Origin of the sequence: Corynebacterium crudilactis (assembly GCF_001643015.1) — a bacterium.
GTDB lineage: Bacteria > Actinomycetota > Actinomycetes > Mycobacteriales > Mycobacteriaceae > Corynebacterium > Corynebacterium crudilactis.
On the sequence record NZ_CP015622.1, the window covers coordinates 1,846,103 to 1,861,679 of the forward strand.

At 51.6% G+C, this 15,577-nt stretch carries 14 protein-coding genes and 1 pseudogene; 7 read left to right on the plus strand and 8 right to left on the minus strand.

Annotation, left to right across the window (positions count from 1 at the left end; translation table 11 throughout):
- Positions 1-82: 82 nt before the first annotated feature.
- On the minus strand, positions 83-1,849 hold the full coding sequence (locus ccrud_RS08670) for a proline--tRNA ligase (protein WP_066566280.1): 1,767 nt from the start codon (positions 1,847-1,849) through the stop codon (positions 83-85).
- Positions 1,850-1,935: 86 nt separating this feature from the next.
- Here ccrud_RS08670 and yaaA point away from each other — a divergent pair, with 86 nt between their 5' ends.
- Complete coding sequence (gene yaaA / locus ccrud_RS08675) at positions 1,936-2,673, plus strand: peroxide stress protein YaaA (protein WP_066566284.1); 738 nt, start codon at positions 1,936-1,938, stop codon at positions 2,671-2,673.
- Here the strand turns inward: yaaA and ccrud_RS08680 are convergent.
- From ccrud_RS08680 to cobA, 3 genes are all read right to left on the minus strand, one after another.
- Positions 2,670-3,416: a vWA domain-containing protein gene (locus ccrud_RS08680; RefSeq protein WP_066566287.1), complete on the minus strand. Its 747-nt coding sequence runs from the start codon at positions 3,414-3,416 to the stop codon at positions 2,670-2,672. The two genes, yaaA and ccrud_RS08680, sit on opposite strands and share 4 nt — an antisense overlap.
- 19 nt (positions 3,417-3,435) lie before the next feature.
- Positions 3,436-4,542 (minus strand): magnesium chelatase ATPase subunit I, encoded by a 1,107-nt coding sequence (locus ccrud_RS08685; RefSeq protein ID WP_066566290.1) that lies wholly within the window; start codon positions 4,540-4,542, stop codon positions 3,436-3,438.
- Positions 4,543-4,683: 141 nt separating this feature from the next.
- Positions 4,684-5,436, minus strand: coding sequence for a uroporphyrinogen-III C-methyltransferase (gene cobA, locus ccrud_RS08690; RefSeq protein ID WP_066566291.1), 753 nt, complete (start codon positions 5,434-5,436; stop codon positions 4,684-4,686).
- Between the two features lie 56 nt (positions 5,437-5,492).
- Here cobA and ccrud_RS08695 point away from each other — a divergent pair, with 56 nt between their 5' ends.
- The gene (locus tag ccrud_RS08695) at positions 5,493-6,941 is read left to right on the plus strand and encodes a protein adenylyltransferase SelO (RefSeq protein WP_066566293.1); all 1,449 of its coding nucleotides are present in this window, start codon (positions 5,493-5,495) and stop codon (positions 6,939-6,941) included.
- A 55-nt stretch (positions 6,942-6,996) separates the two neighbouring features.
- Here the strand turns inward: ccrud_RS08695 and ccrud_RS15735 are convergent, their stop codons facing one another.
- From ccrud_RS15735 to mqo, 3 genes and pseudogenes are all read right to left on the minus strand, one after another.
- Complete coding sequence (locus ccrud_RS15735) at positions 6,997-7,494, minus strand: VOC family protein (protein WP_425394217.1); 498 nt, start codon at positions 7,492-7,494, stop codon at positions 6,997-6,999.
- Positions 7,489-7,899 (minus strand): annotated as a pseudogene (locus ccrud_RS15740) (VOC family protein); the annotation flags it as partial. The pseudogene ccrud_RS15740 and the gene ccrud_RS15735, both read right to left, overlap by 6 nt.
- Positions 7,900-8,102: 203 nt before the next feature.
- Positions 8,103-9,605 (minus strand): malate dehydrogenase (quinone), encoded by a 1,503-nt coding sequence (gene mqo, locus ccrud_RS08705; RefSeq protein WP_066566296.1) that lies wholly within the window; start codon positions 9,603-9,605, stop codon positions 8,103-8,105.
- A gap of 391 nt (positions 9,606-9,996) precedes the next feature.
- Between mqo and ccrud_RS08710 the strand changes: the two genes are divergently transcribed.
- The 5 genes from ccrud_RS08710 to ccrud_RS08730 all read left to right on the plus strand — a co-directional run bounded on the left by ccrud_RS08710 (position 9,997) and on the right by ccrud_RS08730 (position 14,631).
- Positions 9,997-11,052 carry an alpha/beta fold hydrolase gene (locus ccrud_RS08710; RefSeq protein ID WP_066566299.1) on the plus strand — a complete coding sequence of 352 codons (1,056 nt, stop codon included), beginning with the start codon at positions 9,997-9,999 and terminating at the stop codon, positions 11,050-11,052.
- A gap of 138 nt (positions 11,053-11,190) precedes the next feature.
- Positions 11,191-12,594 carry a mycothione reductase gene (mtr, locus tag ccrud_RS08715; protein ID WP_066566305.1) on the plus strand — a complete coding sequence of 468 codons (1,404 nt, stop codon included), beginning with the start codon at positions 11,191-11,193 and terminating at the stop codon, positions 12,592-12,594.
- Positions 12,595-13,014: 420 nt separating this feature from the next.
- On the plus strand, positions 13,015-13,362 hold the full coding sequence (locus ccrud_RS08720) for a hypothetical protein (protein WP_066566306.1): 348 nt from the start codon (positions 13,015-13,017) through the stop codon (positions 13,360-13,362).
- A gap of 57 nt (positions 13,363-13,419) precedes the next feature.
- On the plus strand, positions 13,420-13,779 hold the full coding sequence (locus ccrud_RS08725) for a hypothetical protein (RefSeq protein WP_066566310.1): 360 nt from the start codon (positions 13,420-13,422) through the stop codon (positions 13,777-13,779).
- Positions 13,780-13,899: 120 nt separating this feature from the next.
- The gene (locus ccrud_RS08730) at positions 13,900-14,631 is read left to right on the plus strand and encodes a hypothetical protein (protein WP_066566316.1); all 732 of its coding nucleotides are present in this window, start codon (positions 13,900-13,902) and stop codon (positions 14,629-14,631) included.
- Here the strand turns inward: ccrud_RS08730 and map are convergent.
- Positions 14,628-15,503, minus strand: coding sequence for a type I methionyl aminopeptidase (gene map, locus ccrud_RS08735; RefSeq protein ID WP_425394193.1), 876 nt, complete (start codon positions 15,501-15,503; stop codon positions 14,628-14,630). The two genes, ccrud_RS08730 and map, sit on opposite strands and share 4 nt — an antisense overlap.
- Between the last annotated feature and the right edge of the window lie 74 nt (positions 15,504-15,577).

A 15,577-nucleotide genomic window follows, 5' to 3' on the forward strand; every position in this document is an offset into this window, starting at 1 on the left:
TCATTCTGCACTAAAAACACTGCTGCCCCTAGTTCAAGAACTCAATCTTGAACTAGGGGCAGCAGTTATTTCTTCAGAAGAACTAGTTGCGAGCTTGTGCAACCATTTCCACGATCTGTGCAACAGCCTGATCTGCATCGAGATCGGACTTTTCGCCACCGCGGACACGGAGTTCAACCTTGCCTTCGGCGTAGCCACGGCCAAGGATCAAAGCGAAAGGCATGCCGAGAAGTTCAGCATCCTTAAACTTCACGCCTGGGCTGACCTTTGGACGGTCGTCGAAAAGCACTTCCAAGCCCGCTGCAGACAGCTCGGTGGCAAAGCGCTCGGCTGCCTCGATTGCTGCGGCATCCTTGTTCGCTGCAACGACGTGCACCTGGTACGGCGCAACTTCAACGGACCAGGTCAGGCCGGCCTCGTCGTGGCGCTGCTCTGCGAGGACCGCAAGCAAGCGGGTGATACCCAGGCCGTAAGAGCCCATGGTTGGGATGGCGCGCTTGCCGTTTTCGTCCAGGATCTGCACATCGAAAGCTTCGGTGTACTTGCGTCCCAGCTGGAAGATGTGGCCAATTTCGATGCCACGAGCAAGGGTCAAGGTGCCCTCGCCTTCTGGAGCTGGGTCACCTTCCTTGATTTCTGCTGCTTCGATGAAGCCATCTGGAGTGAAATCGCGGCCGGCAACAAGGCCGATCACGTGGCGTTCCTTTTCATCGGCGCCAGTGATCCAGGAGGTACCGGTGACAACGCGAGGATCAGCAAGGACCTTCACGCCGTTCTTAGCCAGACCAACTGGTCCGACGTAGCCCTTGACCAGGAATGGGTTCTTGGCGAAATCAGATTCCACAGCAAGTTCAACTTCAGCTGGCTCAAGTGATGCCTCGAGGCGCTTCATATCTACTTCGCGGTCACCTGGGACCAGGATACCGGTGAGTTCTGCTTCTTCTTCGCCTGGTTGGCGTACCTTCACCACGATGCACTTGAGGGTGTCAGCTGCAGTGACGTCGCGTCCATCGATTTTGACGTCGATGGAGTTAGCCCACTCAACCAACGCGTCGATGGTTTCAGAGACTGGGGTTTCGTGGGTTACGGCTTCTGGCAGACCTTCGATGTCACGCTCAACGCCTGGCTGGGTCACAACTGCTTCAACGTTGGCAGCGTAGTTACCGGAGGTGGAGCGCACGAAGGTGTCTTCGCCGTTTTCAGCAACAGCGAGGAATTCCTCAGATGCAGAACCGCCCATGGCGCCAGAGGTTGCCTGGCAGATGGCGTATTCCACACCAAGGCGATCAAAAATACGTTGGTAGGCGGCGCGGTGGTTGGCATAAGAGGTTTCCAAACCGGCATCGGACATGTCGAAGGAGTAGGAATCCTTCATCACGAACTCACGGCCACGAAGAACGCCAGCGCGTGGGCGCTCTTCATCGCGGTACTTGGTCTGTACCTGGTACAAGGTGACTGGGAAGTCCTTATAGGAGTTGTACAGATCCTTTACCGTTGCGGCGAACATTTCCTCATGGGTTGGGCCGAGCAGGTAATCAGCACCCTTGCGGTCCTTGAGGCGGAAGAGTGAATCGCCGTATTCTGTCCAACGCTGGGTGGTTTCATATGGCTCGCGTGGGAGCAGTGCCGGGAACAGCAGTTCCTGTCCACCGATCGCGTCCATTTCCTCGCGCACAACAGCTTCAATCTTGCGCAAAGCGCGCAAGCCGAGTGGCAACCAGGAATAAACACCCGGGGCAACGCGACGGATATATCCTGCACGAACGAGCAGCTTGTGGCTTGGAACTTCTGCATCTGCAGGGTCTTCGCGCAGGGTGCGCAAAAACAGCGTGGAAAGACGTGTGATCATGAGTGACAAATATACCCTCTCATTTTGGTTTCGATCGCCCAGCCCCCTTCAAAATGTGAGCGGGCATTTAAAGTATCCTCTCATGCATGCTTATTGTGTTGCCACCTTCTGAAACCAAGACCCCTGGCGGGGCGGAAAAGCCACTGGATTTCCAGCGCTTAAGTTTTCCAAAACTTAACGATGCTCGCCAGGAAATCCTTTCTGACCTGCAAACTTTGGAGGTAAATGAGGCACTGAAGGTTTTGAACATTTCGGAAAAGCTGCGCCCGGAAGCAGAAGCCAATCGTGTCTTGGAAACAAGTCCGACCATGCCAGCTATTTTCCGCTACTCAGGCGTGCTCTACGATGCGCTTGATGCGGCCACGCTTCCGGAGAAAGCACTTGAGCGTCTTGCCATCGGCTCAGCGCTTTTCGGCATCGTGCGTGCAACCGATCCGATTCCGCATTACCGCCTGTCCGGCGGCACTAAACTGCCCTCCCACAACGGCGAGTGCCCAACGATGAAAGCGCGTTGGGGCAGCGTGATCAGCGAGACGCTTATCGACGTCAACCAGCTGGTTGTTGATCTGCGCAGCGGGACCTACCAACAGTTGGGTCGGGTCAAAGATGCTGTCACGGTGCGTGTGGAATCTGTCCTAGAAGATGGCTCCCGCAAAGTGGTCAGCCATTTCAATAAACATTACAAAGGCGAACTAGCCCGTGTGCTGGCACTTTCCCCCGAAGAAGCCCACGATGCTGCCGATGTCATGGCCATTGCCCAAGCAGCGGGCCTTGTGGTGGAAGATAACCCCCACCACAAAGAAACCCTCACGCTGGTGGTTTAGGCGTTAATAACCATTTTGATGTGCTCGGAATTAAGGTCACGCAACCTCACGCAAATGCCACCGAGCATTTCAGCCAAGACCCCGGCGCGTTCTTTGCGTACTTTGAGTCGGCCTTCGCAATCGATGACAACATTGCCAGAGAGTCGTGATTTCACCACGGTTTCCGCTGCGGTGACGATTCCTGCTTCGCCTGCTTCGGAGGTGTCTTGGCCATCGGTCATCACCATCAAAATGGCGCGTCGGCCTGGTTCCTTGCGGCGTTCCCTGGCCATGAGGTCTTTGGCCATGAGTAATCCTTCAGCCAGCGGGGTGCGTCCACCCATGGGCATATCCTTTAATTTCTGTTGAGCTTGCTCCACAGAATTTGTCGGGCTGAGCACCAGTGTGGGTTTGTTACCGTTGACCGCGATAACCGCAACCTTGTCGCGGCGCTGGTAGGCGTCGTTAAGCATGGACGTGATGGTTCCGGTGACCGCACGCACCCGCGAGCGTGCAGCCATGGAACCTGAGGTGTCCACGACAAAGACGATGAGGTTGGCTTCCCGGCCGCGGCGCAAGGATCCGCGGAGGTCAGATGGTCGGAAATCCACCACGCCTTCCACAATATTGGCGCCACGTTCGGTGGCAGCCATCAAGGTGCCAACCAAGTTGATGCCATGTCCGCCCTGTTTGGGACGCACATCAGCGCCTTGGCGGGAATAGGCCTTAGAACGCCTACCCGGGGTGGATTCCTCCTCCCCCATGCCGGCTAGTTGCAGATACCTAGGCGCGAAAGGGATCGCCGGTTCCGGCAGTACCTACCTTTCCAGTCGTTTGGGCCTTGGCCTGAGCCGTGCCCTGCAGTCCATCTTCTTCCGTAGGTTTATCCGAATCAACAAGAGCTTCGGCACCGGTTTCTACATCGGTAACCTTGGCGGCAGGACCGGTATCTTCATTATCTTTGTAGAAGTTGCGGGCCTCTTGCAGAGTTTCCTGCAGCTTGCGCTCTTCCATCTCTGGCGCATCAAAAGGATTGCGACGCCTTCTATGTGGCAATGCTAGGCGTGCGGCGATCTCTACATCTTCTTCGGTGACAACTGTGCGACCTGCCCAGGCAGCATGTGCCAAGGCGGTACGAGTGATCACGAGGTCAGCGCGCATGCCATCAACTTCAATGCGAGCACACAGCCATGCGATCTGCGAAAGAATCAGATCAGGAAGCTCCACACCTGGCAGTAGATCCTTCGCTGCACCAATGCGGTTCGAGGTTTCCTCATCCTGCACAGCCCACTGCTCCATGAACTGCTCTGGGGCACTTTCGAATGCGAGGCGTCGACGAATGATCTCCACACGCACGTCCGGATTAGTAGAGGCAGCAACGTCTACGGCGAGACCAAAACGATCCAGCAGCTGTGGGCGCAGCTCACCTTCCTCCGGGTTCATGGTGCCGACCAGCACGAAGTTTGCTGGTGAAGAATGCGAAATTCCATCGCGTTCAATGCTCACGCGCCCACTAGCTGCGGCATCCAGAAGGGCATCAACCAAGTGATCAGCCAACAAGTTGACCTCATCGACATACAGCACGCCACCATCCGCCTGTGCAAGCAAACCTGGCTGGTATTCCGCCCGGCCGGTGGTGAGCACAGTTTCCATATTGAGGGAACCCACTACGCGGTCTTCAGTTGAACCAAGTGGCAAGTTCACCAAAGGAGCATCGCCCAGCAGTCCGGCAAAAGCGCGCACCGTTGTGGTTTTCGCAGTGCCCTTCTCACCACGAATGACCACACCACCAATACGCGGGGAAATAGCGGTGAGAATCAGGGCAAGCCGCAATTCATCTTGACCCACGACCGCAGAAAACGGATAACGAATCGCCTTTTGTGAAGACATGACAACCCTTCTAGTAACTCTTATCAATAAAATTCATTGGTGTGATCAGGCACATCCATAAAAGGGATACCTTAGTGGCCTACGTAAGGCGATACAGGACTATTGCACGAAAAGGTCCGCAGACTACCCCCATTATGCTTCTTACAGTCCTGCTACTTGTCCGATCACAAAAACTGCAGGAGGCTTGATATCTTCACGCACCATCGTCTCACCCAAACTACCGAGCGTGCACCTGACAGATCGCTGTGCTTCCGTCGTTCCTTCCTGAATCACAGCAGCAGGGGTGTCAGCATCTAGGCCACCAGTCATGAGAGCTTGCGCAATCAACCCAGCATTTTTCACTCCCATAATCACCGACAACGTACCACCTGATTGTGCCAAGGCCGCCCAATTAACCAAAGACTTCGCATGACCAGGAGGAAGGTGCCCAGATACAACTGTGAAGGAATGCACCACTCCCCGATTAGTAATCGGAATGCCAACAGCTGCAGGAACAGACACCGCACTTGTCACACCGGGAATAACCTCACAGACAATGCCGTGCTCTGCCAAAAATTCCAATTCCTCAAAACCACGGCCAAACACATACGGATCCCCACCCTTAAGGCGCACCACTTTTAGCCCCTGCTGAGCATATTCAACAAGCATCTCATTGGTACGTTCCTGAGTAACCTGGCGCCCATAAGGAAGCTTGGAAACATCCACCACCGTCTTTTCACTGATATCGCATAACTTTTCCAACTCAGCTGTAGGACCTAAGTGATCGGCCAGAATGACATCTGCTTCCTGAAGGCGATTCATGCCACGCACAGTAATTAAGTCCCACGCCCCAGGACCTCCACCGATTAAGGAGACTGGTTGAATAACTGGCGTGTTTTCTGGGGTTATCATCATGGCAATTTATCCTAGTCCTAACAATTAAGCAGGTGAGAACACTAGGCTTAAAAACCATGAGTACGACAAGCCCCGAATACTCCCCTACTGCGCCTTTTAAGCTTGAAGCTCACTTCGCTTCGGCCCTCCCTGCAATGGCCGCGCCGTGGCACGGCGAAGACGCACCCGATCCACAACTAGTGATCCTCAATGAGGAGCTTGCCCATCGCTTAGGTCTTGACCCCCAGTGGTTGCGCAGTGAAGCAGGCATTCAGTTCTTAGTCGGTTTAAATCCACAGCCCCTCACCAAAGCTGTTGCGCAAGCCTATTCCGGCCACCAATTTGGTCAATTTGTGGCAAGTCTTGGCGATGGACGTGCCCTCCTTCTTGGTGAAGCGCGCTCAGCCGATGGAGTGCTGCGCGATATTCACCTCAAAGGCTCCGGAAGAACCCCTTTTTCTAGAGGAGCAGACGGACGCTCCATTCTCGGTCCAGTCTTGCGTGAATATCTTGTCTCTGAAGCCATGCACTCCCTGGGAGTCCCCACTACCCGCGCATTAGCCGTGCTTACTACGGGTAGGAAAATTCAACGAGGCACGGTTTCTCCCGGAGCTATCTTGGTTCGAGTTGCCACCAGCCACATTCGCGTTGGTTCTTTCCAATACTCAAATATTGCTGGCGGTGTAGACCTCTCACAAGACTTAGCTAATTACGCCATCATCAGGAATTTCCCTGAACTCGCAGCAGGTTTAGACAATCCCACCCCGGAATTATACGTATCCCTGTTTAGAGCAATTCTGCGCCGACAAGCCACAACAGTGGGCAAATGGACCAGATTAGGTTTTGTCCACGGTGCTTTGAATACAGACAACACACTTATTTCTGGCGAAACGATAGATTATGGCCCCTGTGCCTTTATGGAACGTTATCGCGGCGATGCAAAATTCAGTTCCATCGATAATTACAGTCGCTATAAATTTGACAACCAACCTGTAATTCTGGGCTGGAATATGACCCGACTCGTAGAAACCCTCATCCCACTACTGGGAGATACCCCAGATGAAGGTATGACTGCAGCACAAGAAGCACTCAGTGAATTTGATTCCCTCTGCGAGCAGGCAATAGCACAAGAATTTGCTGCTGCACTGGGCATTGATCCTGCCGAATCCGAGGTGATCGCTCATTTCCGTCAACTTCTCTACCAATACAACCCAGATATCACGACTCTGCTGCGCTGCCTCACCGACAACACTGCTCCGCCAGCTGGCTTTGAATTCTTTGCACACACCTGGAAAACTTTGGATCCCGATATCGAAGCCATGCGTACCGTCAATCCGATCTTCATCCCCCGCAATCACTTGGTGGAAGCAGCCTTAAGCCAGGCAGTAGAAGGAGACTTCAACGCATTCCACGAACTGCTTGCAGCCGTATGCGATCCTTTTAATCCTGATGCCGGATCAGCAGAACTTCATGGCCCAAGTCCCGATGGTTTTGAAGAGGATTATATGACCTTTTGTGGCACCTAACTCCGCGCGGGCTCCCTCGGGACGCAGGCGGGCGCCGATAAGCATGCTTGTCTTTTTAAAACTCGGCAATATTGATCTTTTTCATCCCCATGAGCTTTTCATATGCGCCAGGTTTACTCATTAATTCTCCCAAATTATCCGGTATAATCTGCCAACTCACACCGAATTTATCTTTCAGCCAACCACAGGCTTCGGCCTCTGGAACAGCTGATAATGCAGCCCACATGGCATCTAATTCCTGCTGACCATGCGCTTCATAAATCAAGGAAATACCCTCATTGAAGGTGAAATCCTGGGTAACGCCGGAATCCATGGCAAAAATCCACTGACCATCCAATTGAAATTGTGAAAACATGACGGCGTCAGCTGTTGCAGGTCCCGTTTGTTGACCATAAGGTGCACGATCCCCCAACTTGGAATGTGGAAAAATCCCAACATAGTATTCCTGAGCTGGTACTGCTTGGTTTTGGGCTGCCCCACCAAACATCAAGGACGTAATTACTGCAGGGCCAGGATTTTCCTCTGGGCGGCTCAGTATCAGCTGCCATGACACTCCAAATTTGTCCTGAACCCACCCGTAATACTCCGAGAATGGGTAGGACTGCAGCGGCATCAATACTTTTCCATCTACATTAAGTGCAGCCCACACAGCATCGAGGTGAGCTATCGCTTAGGGATCTCTTACAGCATCAAAATTCAGCATAAAACTGATAGCTGGGTTGGGAGAAAACTCTTCTCCTGCATTAATCAGCACAATTTTAAAACCGGCAACGGCCATATCAACCGTGAGTGTCTGCCCGGCTAAATGCTTTTGGAAATCCAGTAATCCACTATCTGGATACTGCACTGTGGTGAGAATTTCTGCACCACCTGGGAACTGAGAAAAGGCGTTGACATAGAATTCTGCTGCTTCATCTGCAGTGCCTTGGCACCAGATGCTTGGAGTAAATTTTTGCATAACTCAAGGATAGAACAAGGGGGACGACACCCTATTGTCAGCAAAAATATCCGCAGTTCAGAAGGGATACGGTATCCAATTCAAGGACACTACTCCGTCGCTTTTCACCGCTCATGGGGATCTACATGCCCCACAAATACAAAGGCACCCTTCATGCGCCGCTATCGCGAATGAAGGGTGCCTTTAACAGCTTCTAGAAGATTTTATGCTTCCTCAAGCTTCAGGGTCTTCTGGGAACGCTCCCATTCCTGAGCAAACAATGCTGGCTCATTGGTGAGCTTCTTGCCATAGGAAGGAATCATTTCCTGCAGCTTGTCGCCCCACTCGATCATACGATCACCGAAGCAACGCTCAATCAGCTCAAGCATTGCAGAAGGTGCGATGGATGCTCCTGGTGATGCGCCAAGCAGACCTGCGATGGTGCCTTCGGAATTGTTGATCAAAGTAGTACCGAACTCGAGGGAACCCATCTTAGGGAATCCAACAGGCTTAATAACCTGCACGCGCTGGCCTGCAACGATGGTTTCCCAATCGCCGTTTTCTGCCTCTGGCATGTACTCACGAAGTGCGTCCATGCGCTTGTCCTGATTCTTCAGAACTTCAGTGACAAGGTACTTGGTCAGATCAAATTCCTGAGCTGCAACACCAAGGTAGGAAGGGATGTTATCTGGACGGATCGACTTGAACAGATCCAGGTAAGAACCTTCCTTGAGGAACTTAGGAGTCCAGCCGCCGTAAGGTCCAAACAGCAGGCCCTTCTCGCCATCAATGATGCGAGTATCCAAGTGAGGAACAGACATTGGTGGGGCACCAACAGATGCCTTGCCATACACCTTGGCTGCATGCTGCTCGATTAGCTCTTCATTGGTGCAACGAAGCCACAGACCAGATACTGGGAAACCAGCAAAGCCCTTGACCTGTGGAATGCCTGCGCTGCGCAGCAAATCAAGTGCGTATCCGCCAGCACCAACGAAGACGAAGTTAGCCTTCACAGTCTTGGTATCACCGGTGTGCACGTTCTTGACGGTCACGATCCACTTTGCGCCATCAGCCTTGATGCTCTTGACCTCGTGGCCGTAGCGAATATCAGTGCCCTCAACTTCAGCGGCAGCAAGGTACTGCTTGGTCTGTGCACCATAGTTGATATCAGTGCCTTCATCGATCCAAGAGATAGCAACTGGATCACTAAAGTCACGGCCCTTAGCCATCAAAGGCAGCTTTTCGGTGAAGGTTGCTTCATCGTCAGCGTAAGTCATGCCCTGGAAAAGTGGGTGGTCCTTCAACGCTTCATAACGAGCCTTGATATAGCGGACCTGGTCTTCTCCCTGGCCAAAAGCCACGTGAGGAACAGCGTTGATGAACTCGCTCGGATCGGAAAGCACACCTTCGTCAACAAGATGGGACCAGAACTGGCGGGAAACCTGGAATTTTTCATTAATTCCAACAGCCTTAGCAATTTCAACCTTGCCATTGACCTCTGGCGTGTAGTTCAGCTCACAAAGAGCAGAGTGTCCAGTGCCTGCGTTGTTCCACGGGGAGGACGACTCCTGAGCCGGTCCATCCAAACGCTCGAAGACGATTTGTGACCAGTTTGGTTCCAGCTGACGCAACATTGCGCCCAGCGTGGAGCTCATAATACCGGCACCAATGAGTACTACATCAGCCTCATCGGTAATCTTCGGTGCGTTCTTCGGGGAATCTGACATGTTCAACTTCCTTTTATCTCCGCGAGTTGTCTGCCGAACACCCCTACAAGGCGCCACCTGATAAATGATCACCATCACTTGTGCGCAAGTGTTGGCCATATTTTTGGCAGACCCTTGGGGCGTAACCCTTCTTGTTTCTTACAAGAAAGCGTGGGTACACATTGTACGTAAATAAATAGTGTACGCCTGCTGCCTCGAGCTCAGGAAACGAGCACCGGATAATCCATATTCTCTTGCAGATTTCTCCCCCATGCTACCCCCTCCCCCAATTTGCAAAGTTAGTAAATGTGAAATTTGCAAATGCAAAGTTAGTTGTTTCCTCTCTCACTTCGGACACATTTTTTATATCCTTCCATCACACTTCATCCTTAATCTTTCTATTATTATGGATATGGATCAGAAACCTCAGCCTTCCGCCGCCCACTCCTGGAAACCAGATTTCTTAGGCGAAGGATTTGAACATCACACCATCGAGCTCGGCAATGACCCCGACAATGAAACTGATGTTGTCGCCACCGTAATTCGCTATAACCCCGATGCAGGAAAAGGTGGCTCAGCAGACATTGCCTTCGCGTCGCGCCCAGCACTGCTCTGGGTACATGGAATGACTGATTATTTCTTCCACACCGAGTTTGCAGAGTTTTTCCACAACGCTGGCTTCGCTGTATACGCAGTAGATTTAAGAAAATGCGGCCGCTCTTATCGCCCCGGCCAGCGATGGCACTACATCTCTGATCTTGCCTACTATTTCCCAGATCTCTCCGCAGCTACGGCACTCATCACGAAACAACATCCAGAACTGATACCTGTTGCACATTCCACGGGTGGTTTAATCGTTCCTTTGTGGATGTCTGCAATGCGCCAAACAAACCCTACTGCGATCCAAAAGATCTCCGCCCTCGTGCTGAACAGTCCGTGGCTAGACATGATGTATCCACCACTATTTATGAAACTGATTACGCCGATAGTAAAGGTTGTAGGCAAGCTCAGGCCCACAACGCTTATTCCAGGCGGTGGCCTCGGTTCCTATGGCAAGTCAATTCATAAAGATTTTTATGGCGAGTGGGAATTTGACCAAGATATGAAACCCGTTGAAGGCCACCGCAAAACCATTGGGTGGCTCAGAGCCATTTTGGCGGGGCAAGACGCCATTCACCGAGACCAAGTTGATGTGGGTGTAGATATCTTAACGCTTCACTCGAGCTCATCGTGGCTTAAATCTGAATACTCTGAAGCAACCAATAGCTCCGATGCTGTCTTGGATATCGAACAAATCCAACAGTGGGCGCCACACTTGAATGCTTCTCCCGCCACCGTGTTTGTTAAGGCCATCCCAGGTGCTCGCCACGATATTTTCTTATCCCAAAAACCTGTCCGCGATCATGCCTTACATGTGATGAATGAGTGGCTAGCCCCGCGCATCTCAAGCCTCAAAAACTTGCTGTAGGTGGAGTCGCAATAGACTGATCTGTAGCCTCGGGAAGCTTTTCGCCATTTTGCGCGTTGAGTTATGTGAACTACCAAGAGCCCTATATTGATCCTCTTATCCAATGTGTTATCTAAACTTTTCTAGGAGCCTATTTTCATGTCTGAGCAGTCAGCATCTGCCAAGCATTACGATCTCATCATTATTGGTACAGGCTCTGGAAACTCCATTCCGGGCCCAGAATTTGATGATAAATCCATTGCGATTGTAGAAAAGGGCGCTTTTGGTGGCACCTGCCTCAATGTAGGTTGCATCCCAACCAAGATGTACGTTTACGCTGCCGATATCGCCAAGGAAATCCAGGACTCTGCCCGTCTAGGTTTAGATACTACGCTCAATGGTGTGGACTGGCCATCCATTGTCAGCCGCGTTTTTGACAAGCGCATCGATCCCATCGCGCAAGGCGGCGAAGCTTACCGACGCGGCCCCAAAACTCCCAACATCGATGTTTATGACATGCATGCCTCGTTCGTCGATGCCAAGACAATCTCCACCGGCATTGCAGGCCAGGAACAGCTCATCAGTGGCACCGATATCGTCATCGCCACCGGCTCTCGTCCTTATATCCCAGAGGCCATCGCTGAATCTGGCGCACGTTTTTACACCAACGAAGACATCATGCGCTTGTCTGAACAGCCACAATCCATCGTCATTGTTGGCGGTGGTTTCATTGCGCTTGAGTTTGCCCATGTCTTCGAAGCACTTGGCACCAAGGTCACCATCCTGAACCGCTCTGATGTCCTTTTGCGCGAGGCGGATGCAGATATTTCTGCTCAGATCCTCAAGCTTTCCCAAGAACGTTTCGACGTCCGCCTCCGCACTTCTGTCACCGCAGTGCGCAACAAGACCGACGACAACGGCGGAGTCACCGTTTCCATTAATACTGGCGAAGACATCGACGCAGATATCTTGCTTGTTGCAACAGGCCGCACACCAAACGGCGATCAAATGAATCTGGATGCCGCCGGCATCGATATGGATGGTCGCCAGATTAAGGTCGATGACTTTGGTCGCACTTGCGTCGACGGCGTATGGGCACTGGGCGATGTCTCTTCACCTTTCAAACTCAAGCATGTTGCCAATGCTGAAATGCGTGCCATCAAGCACAATCTTGCACACCCAGACGATCTACAGAAGATGCCTCATGATTTCGTTCCATCTGCGGTCTTCACCAACCCGCAGATTGCACAAGTTGGCATGACTGAGAAAGAAGCACGCGAAGCTGGTCTGGACATCACGGTGAAGATCCAGAATTATTCCGACGTTGCCTACGGATGGGCTATGGAGGACACCTCCGGTTTTGTGAAGCTCATTGCAGATAAAGGCACTGGAAAACTTGTTGGCGCTCATATCATCGGTGCACAGGCATCCACGCTTATTCAGCAACTGATCACCGTGATGGCTTTTGGGATTGATGCACGCGAGGCTGCCACAAAGCAGTACTGGATTCACCCTGCGCTACCTGAGGTCATTGAAAACGCTTTGCTTGGATTGGAATTTTAAGGTTTTCACACCAACATGCAATTAGCTTGGAAAAGTTTACGCGTCAAACTGACAGCGTAAATAAAGAGGTAGACCTAGATTTTCCTTAAAATACTTTAAGAAAATCCTCTTTTACGCAGCTCAATACCACCCCCCGCAGATTGCCCCCAGAAAATGCGAACCACGGTTATGTATATAAAATGCTGTGCATTAGATTACCTTTATGAAAATTGAGGAAATCTAAAACATTGATTGAAACTTGTTTTCACCTGACCATCATCTGTAGGTCTAACCGTTACAAGTTGAGATCGCTGAATGCACTACTTGCTAGCAGTCATCAGAAAAACGGCGTTGGTTCGTAGTCGCTGGAACTATATACATTTCCTCCGCCCCCCTTACTTAAGGGGCGGGACACTCGACTATTTCCGAAGGGCTTATCTCATGCGTTCTTTCCGTATCGCAGTAGTCGCAGGTCTTACTGCAGCTGCACTTTCCGTAGGATCCACCGCCATGGCGGCCACAACTGAATCCGACCAAAATCTCTCCTCTGGTTTCTCAGCACTATCCTCCGGCGGTTCTTCCGCCGTTGGCCAAGACTGGGACGCGGACCAGCCAGTTAAAGGCGAGGACATTTTCGGCGAAGAACACGAACGCGACGAAGAAAACACACCAGCTTGGGCCAAGAATATGTTTGATCTAACACTGCTTGGAGGCATTGCATCCCTCCTCGGTGTCATCGTATTCCCTGCATACAACTACCTGGTTTACACCGGTGCTATCAAGGGCTAATTAACGCCCGCTTGCTGATTTTTCAACTGATCTCAACACCTGAAAGGCCTCGCTAACATGCGCACATTCCGCAATGCTGCAATCGCTATGGTTTCCGCAGCTGCACTCACCATGGGCAGTGTCACCGCTGTATCCGCTCAGACCGAAAATAATGATGAAACTGTCGTCGAAACCACAGAGGATAAAGCACCCTCTTCTTCCTTTACCTCCAGCGACTACAACGAGGAGTACGAAGGCGATCAGGACGGCTACGGTGTCGATGGCTTCGGATCTTCCAAGGATGACTCTGGCAACGAAGTTCCACGTTGGTTGGAAACTTGGGGCCAGGTATTCGATGTCTTGACCTTCACCTCCGTGCTGGGTGTAGTTGTTTTCCCTATCGTTAACTTCTTGAAGTACAACGGCATCATCAAGTAAATACCGACTTTTAAAAGTCTAGGCATTAACCACATGTGGTTAATGCCTTTTTCTATTGCGTAGAGTAAGCAGGTACGGCTTTACTCATTCTTAATTGTGAAAGCGATCTACATAAATAACGTGTCTCGTTTTATCACTCCCCCAGCTACACCTCATATTCGTACTGCAACAGCAAGCATTGCTACTGCGGTTTCCGTAGCGTTATCTGTTTTCGCAGCTTCCCTTATTCCTGGAAGTGCTCTCTATGCTGTATTAACAGCTGGAGGTGTCGCACTTGGAGCGGCGTCAGGCATTGCAGCGCTACGTCATCGTGGAGGGCTTCGCCTCTTCCAATGGTTGTCTGCATTGGGTGGAATCATCATTTTGCTGATTGGAATTGTGGTCGCAATTGCAAAAGTTGGGGCGTCAGCAAAATTAGGCACAGCAGGGCTGATGGCGTCTTATTACCTCATTCCTTCTGCTACCCTCGCCTGCTATATCGGCGGGATTGGTCAGCTACCAGCAAAATGGATGGCGCCGGTTTTCATGGCAACAGCTGGAGCTGCAACTGCAGGTTGGTTTTCTTTAGGCGCGGGCACTGGTGTGGAACACTTTTTGATTGTTTTTTCCGCAGTGTTTTCGCTTATGGGCTGCGCGTATCCGGTGCGGGAATACGTCGTAAAGCGTCCACCTCATCCAGCTGCTGCGCTGGTGACACTGGCCGCCTTGTTGCTTGGCACGATCATGCTCTATTTTATCGGCATCGTGGTTGCGCCAAGCTTGGCGCAACCACATCCCACAATCGTCGCCTGGAGCTTTATGTGCGCTGGCGTCCTGGCTACGATCGCAGGATTATTGGCTCGGCGTGCTTAGACAGACTCGTCTGGGAGAGTCAAAATCTCATTGCCATCTTCAGTAATAACAATGGTGTGCTCAAACTGGGCTGAGAATTTACGGTCGGTGTTTTGGACAGTCCAATCATCTTCCCAAATTTCATAATCTAGGGAACCCAGGTTGATCATCGGCTCAATGGTCAGCGTCATACCTGGCACCAGCACGTCGCGGTACTGAGTGTTGTCATAGTGCAACACAACAAGACCATTGTGGAATGTTGGGCCAATGCCATGTCCAGTGAAATCTCGGACGACATTGTAGCCAAAGCGCTTTGCATAGGACTCAATAACTCGGCCAATAACGTTGATTTCACGGCCAGGCTTTGCAGCGCGGATTGAACGCATCATCGCTTCTTCGGTGCGTTCTACCAACAGACGGTGCTCTTCGGAGACATCGCCAGCAAGAAAAGTAGCATTGCAATCGCCGTGCACGCCGTGTTTGAAGGCAGTGACATCGATGTTGACGATATCGCCTTCTTCAATGACTGTGGAATCTGGAATTCCGTGACACACGATCTCATTAAGAGAAATGCATGAGGACTTGGTAAATCCGCGGTAACCAAGATCAGAAGGGTAAGCACCCATATCGCAGGTGTACTCATGCACAATGCGGTCAAGCTCATCGGTGGTCACACCTGGTTTAACGGCTGCGCCAGCGATCTTGAGAGAGTTTGCAGCGATGCGTGAAGTCTCTCGCATCTTTTCAATAATCTCTGGGGTTTGAACAAAAGGCTCACCAATTGCTTCTTGGACTTCGTCTTTCCAGACATACTCTGGTCGTTCAATATGTGCAGGTACCTCCCTAATTGGGGTAGCAATTCCGGGGACAAGCGGTGCGCGCATTTTAGACATGACCACCATGCTAGTCGCCTACCCCAATTACGTGGAAAGCGGGTTGAATGGTAGCCAATTTTTTACCGTCAGCT

Bases quoted from the DNA above. Each gene is read 5' to 3' on its own strand.
- ccrud_RS08685 (WP_066566290.1), bottom strand. From the start codon at position 4,542: ATGTCTTCACAAAAGGCGATTCGTTATCCGTTTTCTGCGGTCGTGGGT.
- ccrud_RS08695 (WP_066566293.1), top strand. From the start codon at position 5,493: ATGAGTACGACAAGCCCCGAATACTCCCCTACTGCGCCTTTTAAGCTT.
- ccrud_RS08725 (WP_066566310.1), top strand. From the start codon at position 13,420: ATGCGCACATTCCGCAATGCTGCAATCGCTATGGTTTCCGCAGCTGCA.
- mqo (WP_066566296.1), bottom strand. From the start codon at position 9,605: ATGTCAGATTCCCCGAAGAACGCACCGAAGATTACCGATGAGGCTGAT.
- ccrud_RS08720 (WP_066566306.1), top strand. From the start codon at position 13,015: ATGCGTTCTTTCCGTATCGCAGTAGTCGCAGGTCTTACTGCAGCTGCA.
- ccrud_RS08670 (WP_066566280.1), bottom strand. From the start codon at position 1,849: ATGATCACACGTCTTTCCACGCTGTTTTTGCGCACCCTGCGCGAAGAC.
- yaaA (WP_066566284.1), top strand. From the start codon at position 1,936: ATGCTTATTGTGTTGCCACCTTCTGAAACCAAGACCCCTGGCGGGGCG.
- map (WP_425394193.1), bottom strand. From the start codon at position 15,503: ATGTCTAAAATGCGCGCACCGCTTGTCCCCGGAATTGCTACCCCAATT.
- cobA (WP_066566291.1), bottom strand. From the start codon at position 5,436: ATGATGATAACCCCAGAAAACACGCCAGTTATTCAACCAGTCTCCTTA.
- mtr (WP_066566305.1), top strand. From the start codon at position 11,191: ATGTCTGAGCAGTCAGCATCTGCCAAGCATTACGATCTCATCATTATT.
- ccrud_RS08710 (WP_066566299.1), top strand. From the start codon at position 9,997: ATGGATCAGAAACCTCAGCCTTCCGCCGCCCACTCCTGGAAACCAGAT.
- ccrud_RS08680 (WP_066566287.1), bottom strand. From the start codon at position 3,416: ATGGGGGAGGAGGAATCCACCCCGGGTAGGCGTTCTAAGGCCTATTCC.